The organism is Idiomarina ramblicola (assembly GCF_003987255.1).
Lineage (GTDB): Bacteria > Pseudomonadota > Gammaproteobacteria > Enterobacterales > Alteromonadaceae > Idiomarina > Idiomarina ramblicola.
On record NZ_PIQC01000004.1, the window covers coordinates 134,141 to 149,811 of the forward strand.

Consider the following 15,671-nt stretch of genomic DNA (forward strand, 5'->3'; position numbering starts at 1 on the left):
TGATCCTAATTAAAAAAGGGCACCAAAAAATTGGTGCCCTAAATATACATCAATACAACTTGTTATTTCAATGTTGCATTAAAAGCTTGCAGTTGCTGAGTGGCAAGCTTGAGTGCCCGCTTCACACAGCTCATACACCACGTCGCTTCCGTCAGACTTAAAGCGATCACGGTAACGACCTGAATCACTCAGTGTCTCAACAAACTCACCATCACGATAAAGATCAACATCACCTGCCGCACCACTCCAACGCAGGTCAACCAGCGTTGTTCCGTTGCGTAAGTGAGTCGCACGATAAACACTTAACTCAATATCAGTAATACTGACATTAACCGATTGCGTCACGCTATCTGATAACTCAGTCGCATCAGTAACGGTTAGCGTTACATCGTAAACACCGGCTTCGGAATAAGCGTAAATCGGGCTTGCTTCAGTCGATGTACTGCCATCACCAAACTCCCAGAAGTAACTGGCGATATCATCATCACTGTCTGTTGACGTGTTGGTAAAGGTGACCGTTAAATCATCAACGCTGCTTTCGAACCCGGCAACTGGTGCATCCGGTAAACCATCATCTTCTTCAATCGCAGTCAGAGTCAAAGACCAATGATTTAATGTGCCCGTATCGGCACCCGCGTTATCTGAAACATGTAAGGTCCAGTCACCCGACATGTCTTCACCGTTAAAGGTATCGACAGACCAGTCTTGAACCAAATCTTCTTCGCTACCACCGGCGCGGTCATGCAGGACATGCTCAGTGCCTTCAGGTGATGTTAAAGTAACGATTAAGTCGCCACGCCATGTATGAGTAATATCCACACTGACATCAGCACCAAACACAACGCCCGTTTCCGGCACATTGATGACTCGGGTGATACCGTTACTGTCATCATCGGGAATATCCGCATTTGCTGCGTCTTCATAATAGAAGTCAGATAAACCTTGTGGCAGAACATAAACGCTCGAGCTCACCTCGCGAGTGATTTCTCCAGTTTCAACATCTGAACCGCTGACGGTTATCGTATACTCACCCCATTGGGTTTCATCCGTCGTAGTGACCTGAACATCGACGCTGTCACCTTCGTCAGCCTGGTTTGCAGATAATGCGACATCTAACTGTGGTTCAGCTGAAACACTTAAGTCGACAGTACCTGTCCAGTCGGCAATACTTCCTACATCCAGAGTTAAGGTGGTGCTATCACCTGCAACAATCTCTTGCATTGAAGGAGACAACGTTAACCGATAGGCAGGATCCGGATCGGCAGCTTCCAAAGCGCTGAGAGCATTCAGACGATTACCAGAAACAGTCGTACCTGCCAGATCGGGAAGGCTCTCACCTGAATCCATAAGAATCTGCTTAACTTCGGCAATCGTTAGGTGCGGCGCAATTGACCAAACTAAACCAGCAACACCAGCAACATGCGGGCTTGCCATTGAAGTGCCTGACGCCGTTGCATAACCGTCATTCAAATAGGTCGAGAGAATTTCCGTACCAGGAGCGCCTAAATCAACCGATTCCAGACCATAAGTTGAATCAAAAGATATGCTGTCAGTACGCGTGGTATTGGCAACGTTGACAATGCCATCCAAGTCGTAACTACCAGGGTAGCTTGGCGTCACATCAGCATCGATACCGTCGTTCCCTGCAGCAGTAACAAACATAATACCCTGGTCAGTGCTGTCACTGATTGCCGTTCTTAACGACTCAGAATATGGACCGCCACCCCAGGAGTTATTGGTAGCAACCAAATTAACACCATGATTAACTTTTAAGTTGGTCATGTAATCAATACATTCGATAGCCGCGGCTGTACTACCAAAGCCTGACGCATCGAGGAACTGACAACCAATAATTTGCACATCCCAGTTAACGCCTGTAACACCTTGACCATTATTCGAACTGGCCCCAATGGTTCCGGCTACGTGTGTACCATGACCATTCTCATCCATAGGATCACCTGTGGATGTTACCGCCGAATAACCATAGCAATCATCAACCACGCCGTTACCATCGTCATCTTGGCCATTATCACAGACTTCACCTGGGTTAACCCACATGTTTCCAACGAGATCAGGGTGGGTGTAGTCAACCCCACTATCAATCACACCAATAACAATATTGCTATCACCGGTTGTAATATCCCAGGCCGGTCGTGCATCAATATCAGAACCCGGCGTACCACCGCTTTGCCCTGTATTTTCCAGTGCCCACATATCACCAAAACCAGGATCATCTGGAGTCGCAAGAATGTTAAACTTTGAGTCTTTCGCATCATTAATGCTGATAATGTAGTTCGGCTCAGCTACCTCAACCAATGGATGCTGAGATAAGCGTTTTATCAATGCATCGCGCTGTGCCGCGTTGCGAACGTTAACTTTGGCAATTCGACCATCAGCAATGTTTCTCATCGCTAAGTCTCGGCCTCTTTCATCCAGAGCCCGCAAGCTTCCGCCTGCATTTTTGATCAAATCCTGTCGTTGCTCTTTTGTTACCGCTTGCTTAAACATAACCAGCAATGAATCATCATCAGCTTTCTTATCCGTTGCCGCAACGGCTGAACTTGCGGCTAACGCCATAGAAATACCAACGACTAACTTTTTAATATTAGCCATTTTGCTTCCTCTGTTTTGTTGTTTTATGAATTACTTTCGTGCCTAAAAATAAAAAGCACTAAAAAATAATTAGCATATTTTTGACGTTAAGATATGGCGAAAGCTATGCTTTTACACAATCTCCGTTTAAATACGAATAAAGGACTAGGCCGTTTGGTGGCCAACGGGAAGAGAAAGACAATAACCATCTGATTAATATAATTATTACCGTTCAAGAATCTATCAGTCGAGCTATTCAAAATACCCCTTTCATACGATTGTTTCGGTTTCGCAAGCACCTATTCTTGTTATCGGAATTATTAACAAAAGGTGTTCCGCTTTGACTTACAAAAAACAACTTTTAGCAGCATTGGCTTTGCTTTTTGTCTCACTCCCCGGAGTGGCAAAAGACATTCCTGTTGCGCTAGCAGGGTTACTGGAGCGGCAGGCCCTTGCCAACCATGCAGAAATTGCTCAACTCGGATCCTACAACCTCACTTCAGTTATCCAGTCAGGTGAGCAAAATTACGCGTATTTGGTTCAGTCAGGCTTTGAGAATTCTCTTAGTTTGGAACAGCAGGGGTTCAATAATTCTGTCACTGCAGAACAATCAGGACGCGGTAATTCAGCAATGATCCTGCAGTTGGGTGATAACAACGTTATTCAGTTACAACAATTCGGTAATGATAATGCCATCACCATCCAACAATCAGGTTCTGCTGCTGAAATGTCCATCACGCAGTTTTGATTAAAACAATTATGGAGAACATCATGTCTAAGATAACGATTAAGAAAAGTGCTATCGCATTGGCTATGGGTCTTGCCTTCGCAGGCAGCGTAGCAGCTGATACTCATATTGCAGCGATTAATCAGGACTCTACCGGTGCCACTGAATTTGGTAACGAGATGTACGTAGAGCAAGCAGGCTTTTTACACTGGGCTTATGCCGACCAATATGGTGAAGGCAACACCACTTCGTTGCTCCAGTTTGACGACTGGCAAGAAGCTTATGTCTACGTAACGGGTGACTTTAACGTAGCCGAAGGCGACCAGTCAGGATTCTGGAATATTTTTAACGCCGATGTTGTTGGTGACGATAACTGGTTATCCGCTTATCAGGAAGGCAGCTCAAACACAGCCAGCATTTTCCTTCAGGGTAATGGTAATACAGCAACTATCGAACAAGCAGGCTCAGCCAACGAAGCGGCCATTGATCTTGCTGGCGATTACAACTCTGCGGAAGCTTACCAGTCAGGCGATACTAACTGGAGCAATTTCCAAATCGTTGGTAGCGACAACTTGTTCCTTAGCGATCAAGCGGGTTCACTTAATGAAGCCGGATACTTCAATGCTACCGGTGACCGCAATACCTTTGAAGCTATTCAGGAAGGTGATGGAAACGTCGGCGGTGTTGTCGGTGCGGATGGCGACGACAACCAGGTCTTCGCACAACAGTTTGGTTCATCAAACATCTTCATTGCCGAAAATTTACAAGGTAACGAGAACTTTGTTGATGTATTTCAAGACGGTTCAGCCAACGAGTTCTTAATTCAACCAATTCAGGGCGACGCCAACTTTATAACGATTCAACAACAAGGTAACACTAACGTTGTTGAAGCGGCTACAGGCATGGTTGGCAACGATAACCTGATTGATGCATACCAACGCGGTGACAACAACTACGCCGTATTTGCCACTGAAGGCGATATGCATAATGTTGAGCTTGAGCAGTTAGGCGACAACAATATTGCAGTAGGTGAATCTTACGGTGAGCAAAATGATATTTTGGTCAGCAGCCGCGGCGATGATAACTTCAACGGTGTCGCAACGACTGGCGTTTCTAACGATATCCAAAGCCGCCAACGTGGTGATGCTAACAATGCAGAAGTTGTTATTGTTGGCGACGACAATGACGTTATGTCTAACCAGGTAGGTGACGGCAACGTGACACTTGCATATTCTTACGATGCAGGAACTACCTCAGGCAATACATTAGACTCTGAACAGCAAGGCGATATCAACTTAATCGATACCATTATTGGTGGCGATGAAAACCTGATCAGCTTCTATCAAGAAGGTAACAGCAACATTATTGCTGGTGACGAAGGCTCCTTCATTGTCGGCGGTAGTGGCGGCAGTGTTGATATTCAACAAGTAGGCGATTACAACGTGGTAACCGGCGGTCAAGCTAGCGACGGCAACACCATGAGTGTTTACCAACAAGGCGATTACAACGTCGCTACTGTTGTTCAATACTAAGTTGTGATGTTAGCGGCTGCATAGTGCAGCCGCTTTCTTAGTATTTATGCTAAAAAAACTCATTCTACTCGTTCTGTTGTGCTCTCCAATAAGTCAGGCTGATGAAATTGAGCTTGGCGGCATGGTGCTGGACAGAACCATTTCGCGTTTCGGTAAAGATTTCTTCTTTTATTACACCAGTTATTGGCGTGACATCCCCTCAACCAATGGAATTACGGTCGTTATCCATGAGCAGGTTTATCCGCAAGCTGGCACCTATTTATGGGTGGAAATGGAGCAAACAAAGATTTTCGAAACCTATTTTGGACGACGGCAAAACGACGTTAAGAAAATGGCCGAGCAAGCCATTCTTATTAGTATTAACGAAGTCGCACGTGTAAAAGCCGACTCCGTATTTGATACGCCGCAAGATAATCATTTTTAAAGGCAAAAACTATGAAATTACGTTGGCTCTTCATAAGTTGCTTTTTAATCGCGGCCAATACCGCAGCAACTGAAATTGTCTATCAACCCATTAATCCGAGCTTTGGCGGAAACCCAATGAACGGAAGTTTCCTATTGCAGAAAGCACAAAGCCAGAATGCGCATACCGCGCCCGACTCCGACAGATCCTTTGTCGATAGATTCCGAGAGGCACTGGAGCGTAATATCATCAACTCACTCACTCGCCGCATTGCAGATGGTGAAATCGTTGAAGGCCTATATGACACCGGCGAATACACCGTTGAGGTTGTCGGTCAGCCAGATGGCAGCGTTATCGTTTATATCACTCACAACGGAACTGGTGAACAAACCGTTATCACCATGCCGTCAATATAAGCGGGGAATCACATGCGTAAAATTATTCCTATTATTGCCTCCTTGCTAATGAGTGGCTGTGCCCTAATGCCTAAGCCAACAGACATTAATGTGCAACCGGCTGAAATTGATGCGCCCAGTTCAATGATGGTCGCATTGAAGCAAAGTCCGTTACCTAAAACTCGTATCCCGGTCTCGGTTTACGCTTTTCGTGACCAAACAGGTCAATATAAACCACAAGCCAATGTTTCGAGCTTCTCAACGGCCGTGACGCAAGGAGCAACCTCCATGCTGACACAAATGTTGCTCGAGTCTGGCTGGTTTCTTCCAATGGAACGAGAAAACCTGCAAAACTTGTTAACTGAGCGAAAAATTCATAATTCCAGTAAGAAAAACGAGCTTCCGGCCTTGAGCGAAGCGCGACTTTTACTAGAAGGCGGTATTATTAGCTATGACACCAATGTGAGTACTGGGGGCATCGGCGCCGAATACTTTGGTATCGGCGCATCGGAGCTCTATCGGGAAGACCAGGTATCGGTTTATCTTCGTGCTGTCGACGTATACAGCGGCCAAGTCCTGGTCTCTGTTTCGGCGAGTAAAAAGGTGTTTTCTCAAGAGTTAAGAGCGGGATTATTCCGGTATGTATCCCTCAACCGCTTAGCCGAATTTGAGGGCGGCTATTCAACCAACGAGCCTGTGCAGTTATCTGTGAAGCATGCTATGGAAAAAGCATTGGTTGAACTTATTGAGAAAGGGCAGGAAATGGGTTATTGGCGGTCAGAGAGTTAATTGTGTATTAAACCGAAGCTGCGTAACTGGACCATTTGAGCAATTCAACCCGGTTACGCGCTCCCGTCTTTCGAAAAATAGATGACAAGTGGGTTTTTACGGTATGCGCGCTGATATTTAGCTGTTCCGCGATTTCCTTATTGCGTGCGCCAGTAGCTACCAGCTCAATCACTTTTAATTCCTGCGGAGTTAGCGAATTAATAAGAGATGCTGTTGTAAAAGAATCATCACCAGCTTGACGCCGCAGCATCATTTCTTCAATTTTGTCGGAAAGAAGCGATCTAGGGTAATAGAGTTCGCCCTGGCTAATCACTTTGATAGCCGTTAACACCCTGTCTAAGTGATCGTTTTCATAAATAATGCCTCTTGCCCCCAAATTGAGTGCTTGGTTTGGACGAATGGCATCATGTTTCGCATTAACTAGAAATAATGGGTAGTTTCGGGTTAATGCAGCAATTTCATTCGTCGTACTTGAACGGGAGAGTTGGTCTGAGCCCAATGAGTAGGCCACCATCGTTTCTTGCTCAGGTTGTTTTTCAACAAGTTCTGCGAAGGTGCGGTGGACAACCGGAATTTCTAGGGATTCTGCAAGTAACCCTAAGTTTTGCGTACGCTTTTGATGTTCAATTAAAGCTAACTGAGTAAAACGCGTCATAACATCCCTTAAACTTAGAAACACACCTTCGCCACTGCGCTTACGACTCAAATTACATTTTTATAACGAACGATGTGACCCTTTATAATATACGATCAATTTTTGTACGGAAAGTTTTTGCACCTTAGAACATGTAACAAAATGTAACAAGTGTTCTCTTTCAAGCAAAGTATAACCACAAGTACTAAAGCGGGAAGATCTTAGCGCCAGTCGGTGAAGTAAGCGACAAAAAGTCTGTGATCCCGTATAATGTCGGTCAACAGATAAAGTTGAGTGTTTTAGTCAGGTATTTTATACTAGTAGCCAGTAACGGGCGAAACTCCCATCCGCAGCTTTTAGAGTGGGTAAATCATGAGTGAACAGATTGATCAGGCGCTTGCGCGTAAATACGATGCAGGCTTCGTTTCAGAAGTAGAATCAGAGACTTTTCCAATTGGCTTGGATGAAGACGTCATTGCCCGTCTATCCGCCATTAAAGGTGAACCAGAATGGATGTTAGAATGGCGTCTAAAGGCTTATCGCACCTGGTTAAAAATGGAAGAGCCGGACTGGGCACACGTCGATTATCCCAAAGTGGATTACCAGTCTATTTCATACTACTCAGCGCCGAAAAGCATGAAAGATAAACCTAAGTCGTTAGATGAGGTTGATCCTGAATTGCTGCGCACCTATGAAAAACTCGGTATTCCTCTGCACGAGCAGGAGATGCTGGCCGGTGTAGCCGTCGATGCAGTCTTCGACTCAGTTTCCGTCGTCACTACTTTCCGGGAGAAACTGGAAGAAGCGGGCGTGATCTTCTGCCCTATCTCTGAAGCCCTTCACAAGTACCCTGACTTAGTTAAAAAATACTTAGGTACCGTAGTGCCACGTGGCGACAATTTCTTCGCGGCGCTGAACAGCGCCGTCTTCACCGATGGCTCGTTTGTTTATATTCCAAAAGGCGTTCGCTGCCCTATGGAACTATCAACTTACTTCCGTATAAACGAACAGAATACCGGGCAGTTTGAGCGGACCTTAATTGTTGCCGAAGAAGGCAGCCATGTCAGTTATCTGGAAGGTTGTACCGCACCACAGCGTGACGAAAACCAATTGCACGCGGCCGTGGTTGAGCTGGTTGCACTGGATGACGCAGAGATCAAATACTCGACGGTGCAAAACTGGTACCCGGGCGATGAAAACGGCAAAGGCGGTATCTACAACTTTGTCACTAAACGCGGCCTGTGTGAGAAGAACGCAAAAATTTCCTGGACTCAGGTAGAAACAGGCTCGGCTGTTACCTGGAAATATCCAAGCTGTATTCTTAAAGGCGACAACAGCGTTGGTGAATTCTACTCAGTTGCGTTAACCCGCGGCAGACAACAAGCCGATACCGGCACCAAAATGATTCACTTAGGTAAGAACACTAAGTCAACCATCATTTCCAAAGGTATTTCCGCTGGCCGCAGTAATAACGCTTATCGTGGCCTGGTTCGTATGGGCCCTGGTGCCGAAGGCGCACGTAATTTTACCGAATGTGATTCGCTGCTCATTGGCGACCAGTGCGGTGCACACACATTCCCGTATATTGAAAGCAGCAATCCAACCGCGATTGTTGAGCACGAAGCCACCACCTCTAAGGTGAGTGACGATCAATTATTCTTATGTCGGCAACGAGGCCTGGACCCTGAAAAAGCAGTCTCAATGATTGTAAATGGCTTCTGTAAAGAAGTGTTCCGTGAGCTACCAATGGAGTTTGCGGTGGAAGCCGGTAAGTTGCTTGAAATCAGTCTTGAAGGTTCAGTGGGGTAAAACATGCTATCGATTAAAGATCTGCACGCACGTGTGGAAGAAACAACAATTTTAAAAGGCCTGAATCTAGAAATAAAACCCGGCGAAGTACACGCTATTATGGGTCCTAACGGTGCCGGTAAAAGTACTTTAGGTTACGTTTTATCCGGCCGCGATGGCTACGAAGTTGAAAGCGGCAGCGTTGAGATGGACGGTAAAGATTTGCTGGACATGGAAGTTGAAGAGCGCGCTCAAGCCGGATTATTCCTGGCATTCCAGTACCCGGTTGAAATACCCGGTGTGAGCAACATGGAATTCATGAAAGAATCCGTTAACGCCCTACGCGAAGCGCGTGGCGAGAATACTCTCAGCTCTGCAGAGTTTTTGAAAAAAGCAAAAGAAGCTTGTAAGCAGGTTGAGTTACCGCTCGATTTCTTAAAGCGCGGTGTGAATGAAGGCTTTTCCGGTGGTGAGAAAAAGCGCAACGAAATTATGCAGCTGATTATGCTGGAGCCCAAAATAGCCATTCTTGATGAGTCCGATTCGGGTCTTGACGTTGACGCGCTGCAAGTTGTTGCAAAAGGCGTCAACAGCCAGCGCGACGGTGAGCGCAGCTTTATTGTTGTCACGCATTATCAGCGCCTGCTGGACTACATTCAGCCAGACTACGTTCACATTCTGTCTAAAGGCAAGATTGTGAAAAGTGGTGGCCCTGAACTGGCTAAAGAAGTTGAAGCTTCGGGTTATGCCTGGTTAGCAGAAGCGGAAGCAGAAGGAGCTGATGCATGAGTCAATGGTTAAACCACGTTTTAGAACGTGCCTCGACCGTTGACGATTGGCTATCTCCGGTCCGGGCACAAGCCTTGGACACACTAAAACAACAGCAATGGCCGACACGCCGCACTGAAGCCTGGCGTTATACCTCATTGCATTCGGTTGCTGACCTAGAGCTGAAAACAGCCACAGGTAGTGCTACCGCTGAAGCGCCAATGATTGAGGGCTTAAACAGCCTGGATTTGGTGTTTGTTGACGGTCAGCTGAGTACCGACATCAGCAAACTTAAGCTGCCAACAGGCGTGACAATTAGTGAACTGACGGCACCAAGTGAGCCTGCGGAAGCTATTTTTGCGCAAGTAAAACCCAACCGTCATTTGTTCGGCCTGGTAAACGACGTTCTGGCACAGCAAGGTGTTGTTATTGATATTGCCGCTGGCGCAAAAGTTGAACAACCGATTCGTGTTGTTAATTTCGCTTCTGCCGGCATTGAGTCTCATCAGCGTACATTGGTACGCTTGGGTGAGAACGCTCAGGCAACCATTATAGAGCACGGTAGTGGCTCAGGTAATAGTCTGAACACCGCTTTTGCTGAATACGATATTGCCGAAAAAGCGAGTTTAGAACACTACCGCTTTGCTCTGCATGAAGGCGATGCCATTCATATTGGTGGCAGCCACTTCAAACTGCACGATCATGCCAAAATGAACAGCACCTTAATTGGCTATGGCAGTCAATTAACGCGTCTGGACGTGGACATTGAACACGCTGGTGAGCATGCGTTCGCCAAGTTTAACAACGTGTATTTACTGGCACCACGACAGCACTTTGACCTGCACAGCACCATCGAGCATGCGTCCCCCAACGGTACCACCGAAGAAAACGCCCGTGGCATTATTGGCGACAGGGCAAAAGCCGTATTCAACGGACGTATTCATATTCACCGCCATGCGCAAAAAACACTGGCAGAATTGAATAACCGTAACTTGTTGCTAACCCGCGGTGCTCAAATTAATACCAAGCCTGAGCTGGAAATCTACGCAGACGATGTGCAGTGCGCTCACGGTGCAACAGTAGCTGAAATCGACGAAGAGGCATTGTATTACATGCTGACTCGCGGCATCGACAGGCAGCAAGCGTTGGTGATGCTCAACTTCGGCTTCGTGCAGGAAATGGTGTTCCAGATGCCAAATAAAGCCTTGGCTGACTGGTTACAACCCATATTGAAAACGCGATTTGAAAGTATGATGGAGCAGCAATGAGCCTGAACGTTGCACAAATTCGTGAGCAGTTCCCGATACTGCACCGTCAGGTTCACGGTAAACCTTTAGTTTATCTGGACAACGCGGCAACCACTCAGAAGCCGCAGGCGGTCATTAATGCGCTGACGGATTACTATACTCAGTGCAATGCCAATGTTCACCGCGGCGCTCATTACCTGTCCGATGAAGCGACCCGGCGTTATGAAGCAGCGCGGAAAACCGTTGCTGAATATATAAACGCCAGCCGTCAGGAAGAGGTGATCTGGACTAGTGGCACAACGGAAGGCATTAATTTGGTGGCTAACGGCGTTGCCCAGCGACTAAAAGCCGGTGAGGAAGTCCTGGTAACCGAGATGGAGCATCACGCTAACTTGGTGACTTGGCAGCAGGCTTGTAAACGCTCAGGCGCAACGTTGAAAGTCGTCCCCATTAACGAAGACGGCTCACTCAATACCGATCAGTTTCATGCTCTGCTGAGTGAGAATACGGCTTTTGTTTCAATGCCGCATATTTCAAATGCGCTGGGCACCATTAACCCAATTAAAGAGCTCACCGCCGCCGCCAAGGCGAAGGACGCTCTGGTGATGATTGATGGTGCACAAGGTGTCGCGCATGGTGCGATTGACGTGCAGGATATTGGCTGTGACTTTTACGCCTTTTCCGGACACAAAGTCTTTGGGCCTACCGGTATTGGTGTACTCTGGGGCTGTTATGAAGTTTTAAAGGACTGGCCGATATGGTTAGTTGGCGGTGAAATGATCGCAACCGTTAGCTACCAAGATGCCACTTGGGGTGAATTGCCAAACCGATTAGAAGCCGGCACACCGAATATCGCCGGTGCTATTGGCCTGGCGGCAGCCATTAACTGGCTGCAACAATATGATGCTGCCGATATCCTGGCTCACGAAACCGCTTTATTGGCGCGAGCGACACAATTAGCTGAGCAAACCGATGGCTTAACCATTGTTGGGCAAGCCGAAAAGAAAATTGGCGTGCTAAGCTTTATTATAGACGGTGCACATCCAGCCGATATTGGCTTTTTGCTGGATAAACAAGGCATCGCTATTCGCACTGGTGATCACTGTGCTCAGCCATTAATGAAACGCCTGAACGTGCCGGGCACTGCGCGCGCATCGTTTTCCATTTACAATACGCTAGACGAGGTTGAAATGCTGTTTGAAGGCATCAAAAAAGCTCGTCTAATGCTAGCCTGATGGCAGGAGGAGACTCATGTCTGTAGAAACATTTGTACCATCATCGTCGTTAATTTCGATGACAGAAAGCGCCGTGCGTTATTTCGAGTCGCGCTTAAAAGACGAGCCAGGTAAGTTCATTCGACTGTCCACCAAGCAGAGTGGCTGCACCGGTTATGCCTATGTACTTAATTCGGTCGATGCGCTGGAAAGCGGTGATGAAGTCGTCGACATTAATGACAACCTGACAGTCGCGATTGCCTCTAATGCACTCGAGCTGGTGCGTAATACCGAAATTGATTACGTAAAAGAAGGCATTAACGGCGTGGTTAAATTCAATAACCCGAATGTCGTCAACGAATGTGGTTGTGGCGAAAGCTTCAACGTTCAGTAACGGAAGTTTAGATTATGCAGCAGAAAATGGTGTCCACCACCCGAGAGGTGAAAGCACGCCAAGTGCCAACGGGTGAACCTAAAGTTATCCCTAAAGGTGAGTTTGTTAATATTACTCAGGATTTAGGCGGTAACTATACCGTCACCTTTCAGGGCAATATGCTGCGTATTGACGGTACAGACGCGGATGCTATTGGTCGTAAGCCAGAGAAGCTCGACTTTGAGCCTCCTGCAGATGACAAAATCTCGGAAGCTCAGGTGTGGGAAGCGCTGGAAACCATTTACGACCCGGAAATTCCAATTAACTTAGTCTCCCTTGGCCTTATTTATAAAGTCGTTGTGGACCGGGACGCTGCCACCGTTACTATCGATATGACGCTAACCGCACCAGGCTGCGGTATGGGTCCGGTATTAGTGGGTGATGTCGAATACCGCGTTTCTTTGGTGCCACACGTTCAAGACGTAAAGGTTGATTTGGTTTTTGACCCACCCTGGTCACGGGATATGATGAGCGAAGAAGCTCAGCTTGAAGCCGGTGTTTTCTTTTAAGTATTTGTTTCACCTTTAAACAGAGGTTGTTGGTCAGCATGAATTTACCCAGTACAGATGAAATCATTGATGACTTAGAGTTTTTAGACGACTGGGAACAACGTTACCAGTACATCATTGATTTAGGTAAAGCTCTGCCCGGCTTACCGGAAAGCCAACATAGAGATGAATATCTGGTGCGGGGCTGCCAAAGCAACGTATGGCTTATCAGTGAAGAAAAAGACGGCAAACTGTTGTTGCATGTTGATAGTGACGCAGTCATTGTCCAAGGCCTGCTGACCCTAGTCATGGCGGCTTACCACAATAAAACCCCTGAACAAATTCTGGCGTTTGATATCGACCATTATTTTGCACAACTGGACTTAGAAAATCATATTACGCCGACCCGCGGTAACGGTTTACGTGCAATTGTCGGAAAAATTCAGCAATTAGCAAAGCACCGACAGGCTTAAATGGTATTAAACAAATCCTGAACATTAGCCGACACTGTTCTGTAACTGGTTAACAGGCCCATATCGACCTGATGGAGCTGCTGTTTCATCTGCACGAATTGCTCAAGTTTTAGCGCAATACGTAAACATTGGCCCATCGGCCCGGCACAGCTATCAACAGCCATTTTTGTTTGTTCGGACAGCGGTAACTTTTCAAAGAAACACGCCTTATCAACACCGAGCATAATATCGACGCCCGATAGTAACCCAACAAAATAGCATTGGTCCGGATCGATATCCGCCGAATTTTGTCGTTTAGCCAGCTCATAACACATCTGCGCCCTCACTAAGACCATGCGGGAAGCCTCGGGACTGCTGGCGGTTACCGAGCCAATCAGGGCTATCCAACGTCTTAATTTTTCAATACCCAGCCGCATAATGACGTCTTTAACCCGTGTTATAGGGCTCGCGGTCGGGTATAAAGGACTGTTTACTATCTTAAGCAAGCTAACCGACAACTTAGGGTCTTCTGAAATAACCTGAGAGAGTTCGGTTAAGTCCGGTTCTTTCTCAAAACAAAGTGATAGTACCTTTGCCAGTTGCAACGAGGAAGGCTCTAGCCGAGTGCCGTAAACAACGGTTGGTTTCGCAAAATAGTAGCCCTGAAATAGCTCAAACCCCAGAGCTTCATAAGCCTGTTTGGTCGCTTCATCTTCCACCCGCTCAGCCAACCACTTGCCTTTGAATCCGGAAAGCTTTTGTTTAAAGGATTGAGCCTGCGCCAGCGTTAAAGTCGATACGTCCACTTTAATATAAGACGCATATTTCAACAGAGGCTCCCAGGCAGGGTCGAATTCAAAATCATCCAACGCAAAACGGAAACCTCTTTCGTGCCAGCGTGCCACAGCATTAATGACCGCCCGGGTCGGCTTTATTCTCTCCACCAGCTCAATAACAACTTTGTCTGGCTCAATAGGAAGAAAGCTCTGAGACACTAGAAATTCACTGGAAACGTTGATAAACGCCGTTGCGTCATACTGTTCAGTCTGCGTAGTTATACCTGCACAAAGGTTAAAAACAACCTCACTGGTAGCGGCAGTATCTCCAACAGTTTCCGCGCTTAAGTTAAGCGCATTGCGATAAAGCAGTTCTACGGCATAAAACCGATTTCTATTGTCATAAATTGGCTGAGCAGCCAGTAACGGAAAAGTTTCAGCCATCTTTTTTACTGTCTTTGGCCGCTTCCATTGCGCTTAGAATATCCGACGATAAAGAGTCCAACTGGCCTGTCGGCTGTGGCAACATAATCACTTTACTGGCGGCTGTATCGAAAGAGCCCAGTACATCCACGTAATTCGTGAACTTCAGCAAATCAATGACATCTCTGGAGGTGATATCGTTTGCTTGATCGGTAACCATGGCAATGGAATCACGTAAACCTTCTGCTATAGCTAAACGCTGACCAGCAATACCCTGACCTTGCAAAATTTTAGACTCTTTATCCGCTTCGGCTTGTTTCACCAACATAATTTTTTCAGCTTCCGCTTTATGTTCCGCCGCACGACGCTCTCGTTCAGCTGCATTGATTTGGTTCATTGAGTCTTTAACAGACTGGTCCGGGTCAATGTCCGTCACCAGCGACGCAATAATTTCAAACCCGTATTCTTCCATGGTATCTCGCAACTGCTCTTTTACATCTTTAGAAATAGAGTCTTTATTATCGAACACCGCATCCAGGTTTTGTTTAGGAATTTGTGCACGCACTGTATCAAATACATAGGACTGCATTTGCCATTCGGGGTTTTCCAACTGGTAAAAAGCGTTATAAACCGACGTTTCATTGCTCACCCGGTACTGCACAGACACTCTGACAACCACAAAAACGTTATCGTTTGTTTTGGTCTCAACATCAACATCCAGCTGACGCGTTCTCATTGACTGCTTATGAGCAACTTGTTCAATCAGGGGGATGATAAAGTTAAGGCCGGGCGTCAACATGCGGCGGTAACGACCGAACAATTCCACCAAGTACACGCTTTGCTGCGGAACAATGCGCACCGAAGCAATCAGCAGTAACACGACAGCCAGTGCGCCAACTACCCACATGATATTAAAATCGCTCGTCATTATTGAATCCTCATTCTACGTGAATGATAAGGGAAAAGATTAAGGGAAGATATGAAAAAAATGAAAGCATGAGGCAAAGGCT

At 46.6% G+C, this 15,671-nt stretch carries 16 protein-coding genes; 12 read left to right on the plus strand and 4 right to left on the minus strand.

Annotated elements, in window-relative coordinates; all coding sequences use genetic code 11:
- Positions 1 to 78 precede the first annotated feature (78 nt).
- Positions 79 to 2,613 (minus strand): S8 family serine peptidase, encoded by a 2,535-nt coding sequence (locus CWI78_RS06245; protein ID WP_126781308.1) that lies wholly within the window; start codon positions 2,611 to 2,613, stop codon positions 79 to 81.
- Positions 2,614 to 2,932: 319 nt separating this feature from the next.
- Between CWI78_RS06245 and CWI78_RS06250 the strand changes: the two genes are divergently transcribed.
- The 5 genes from CWI78_RS06250 to CWI78_RS06270 are packed head-to-tail and all read left to right on the plus strand — an operon-like array spanning position 2,933 to position 6,438.
- On the plus strand, positions 2,933 to 3,340 hold the full coding sequence (locus CWI78_RS06250; RefSeq protein WP_126781310.1) for a curlin subunit CsgB: 408 nt from the start codon (positions 2,933 to 2,935) through the stop codon (positions 3,338 to 3,340).
- Between the two features lie 23 nt (positions 3,341 to 3,363).
- Positions 3,364 to 4,851: a hypothetical protein gene (locus CWI78_RS06255; RefSeq protein ID WP_126781312.1), complete on the plus strand. Its 1,488-nt coding sequence runs from the start codon at positions 3,364 to 3,366 to the stop codon at positions 4,849 to 4,851.
- Between the two features lie 46 nt (positions 4,852 to 4,897).
- A complete protein-coding gene (locus CWI78_RS06260) occupies positions 4,898 to 5,275 on the plus strand; it encodes a curli production assembly/transport protein CsgE (RefSeq protein WP_126781314.1) in 378 nt (125 codons plus the stop codon).
- 11 nt (positions 5,276 to 5,286) lie between these two features.
- Positions 5,287 to 5,670, plus strand: a complete 384-nt coding sequence (locus CWI78_RS06265) for a curli assembly protein CsgF (RefSeq protein WP_126781316.1) — start codon at positions 5,287 to 5,289, stop codon at positions 5,668 to 5,670.
- A 12-nt stretch (positions 5,671 to 5,682) separates the two neighbouring features.
- On the plus strand, positions 5,683 to 6,438 hold the full coding sequence (locus CWI78_RS06270) for a CsgG/HfaB family protein (RefSeq protein ID WP_126781318.1): 756 nt from the start codon (positions 5,683 to 5,685) through the stop codon (positions 6,436 to 6,438).
- A gap of 7 nt (positions 6,439 to 6,445) precedes the next feature.
- On the opposite strand, the gene CWI78_RS06275 is transcribed toward CWI78_RS06270, so the two are convergent.
- Positions 6,446 to 7,093, minus strand: coding sequence for a response regulator transcription factor (locus tag CWI78_RS06275; protein WP_126781319.1), 648 nt, complete (start codon positions 7,091 to 7,093; stop codon positions 6,446 to 6,448).
- A gap of 351 nt (positions 7,094 to 7,444) precedes the next feature.
- Between CWI78_RS06275 and sufB the strand changes: the two genes are divergently transcribed.
- The 7 genes from sufB to CWI78_RS06310 are packed head-to-tail and all read left to right on the plus strand — an operon-like array spanning position 7,445 to position 13,483.
- Positions 7,445 to 8,881: a Fe-S cluster assembly protein SufB gene (gene sufB / locus CWI78_RS06280; protein ID WP_126781321.1), complete on the plus strand. Its 1,437-nt coding sequence runs from the start codon at positions 7,445 to 7,447 to the stop codon at positions 8,879 to 8,881.
- A 3-nt stretch (positions 8,882 to 8,884) separates the two neighbouring features.
- Positions 8,885 to 9,649, plus strand: coding sequence for a Fe-S cluster assembly ATPase SufC (gene sufC, locus CWI78_RS06285; protein ID WP_126781323.1), 765 nt, complete (start codon positions 8,885 to 8,887; stop codon positions 9,647 to 9,649).
- A complete protein-coding gene (sufD, locus tag CWI78_RS06290; protein WP_126781326.1) occupies positions 9,646 to 10,896 on the plus strand; it encodes a Fe-S cluster assembly protein SufD in 1,251 nt (416 codons plus the stop codon). Before sufC ends, sufD begins: the two co-directional genes overlap by 4 nt.
- Complete coding sequence (locus CWI78_RS06295) at positions 10,893 to 12,110, plus strand: aminotransferase class V-fold PLP-dependent enzyme (RefSeq protein ID WP_126781328.1); 1,218 nt, start codon at positions 10,893 to 10,895, stop codon at positions 12,108 to 12,110. Before sufD ends, CWI78_RS06295 begins: the two co-directional genes overlap by 4 nt.
- Positions 12,111 to 12,126: 16 nt before the next feature.
- Entirely contained in the window at positions 12,127 to 12,483 is a 357-nt protein-coding gene (locus CWI78_RS06300) for a HesB/IscA family protein (protein WP_126781330.1), read from the plus strand.
- Positions 12,484 to 12,497: 14 nt separating this feature from the next.
- Entirely contained in the window at positions 12,498 to 13,031 is a 534-nt protein-coding gene (gene sufT, locus CWI78_RS06305) for a putative Fe-S cluster assembly protein SufT (protein WP_126781332.1), read from the plus strand.
- Positions 13,032 to 13,069: 38 nt separating this feature from the next.
- Positions 13,070 to 13,483 carry a SufE family protein gene (locus CWI78_RS06310; protein WP_126781334.1) on the plus strand — a complete coding sequence of 138 codons (414 nt, stop codon included), beginning with the start codon at positions 13,070 to 13,072 and terminating at the stop codon, positions 13,481 to 13,483.
- Here CWI78_RS06310 and CWI78_RS06315 read toward each other — a convergent pair.
- Positions 13,480 to 14,682 (minus strand): EAL and HDOD domain-containing protein, encoded by a 1,203-nt coding sequence (locus tag CWI78_RS06315; protein WP_126781336.1) that lies wholly within the window; start codon positions 14,680 to 14,682, stop codon positions 13,480 to 13,482. The two genes, CWI78_RS06310 and CWI78_RS06315, sit on opposite strands and share 4 nt — an antisense overlap.
- Positions 14,675 to 15,589: an SPFH domain-containing protein gene (locus CWI78_RS06320; protein ID WP_126781338.1), complete on the minus strand. Its 915-nt coding sequence runs from the start codon at positions 15,587 to 15,589 to the stop codon at positions 14,675 to 14,677. Before CWI78_RS06320 ends, CWI78_RS06315 begins: the two co-directional genes overlap by 8 nt.
- Positions 15,590 to 15,671: the final 82 nt, after the last annotated feature.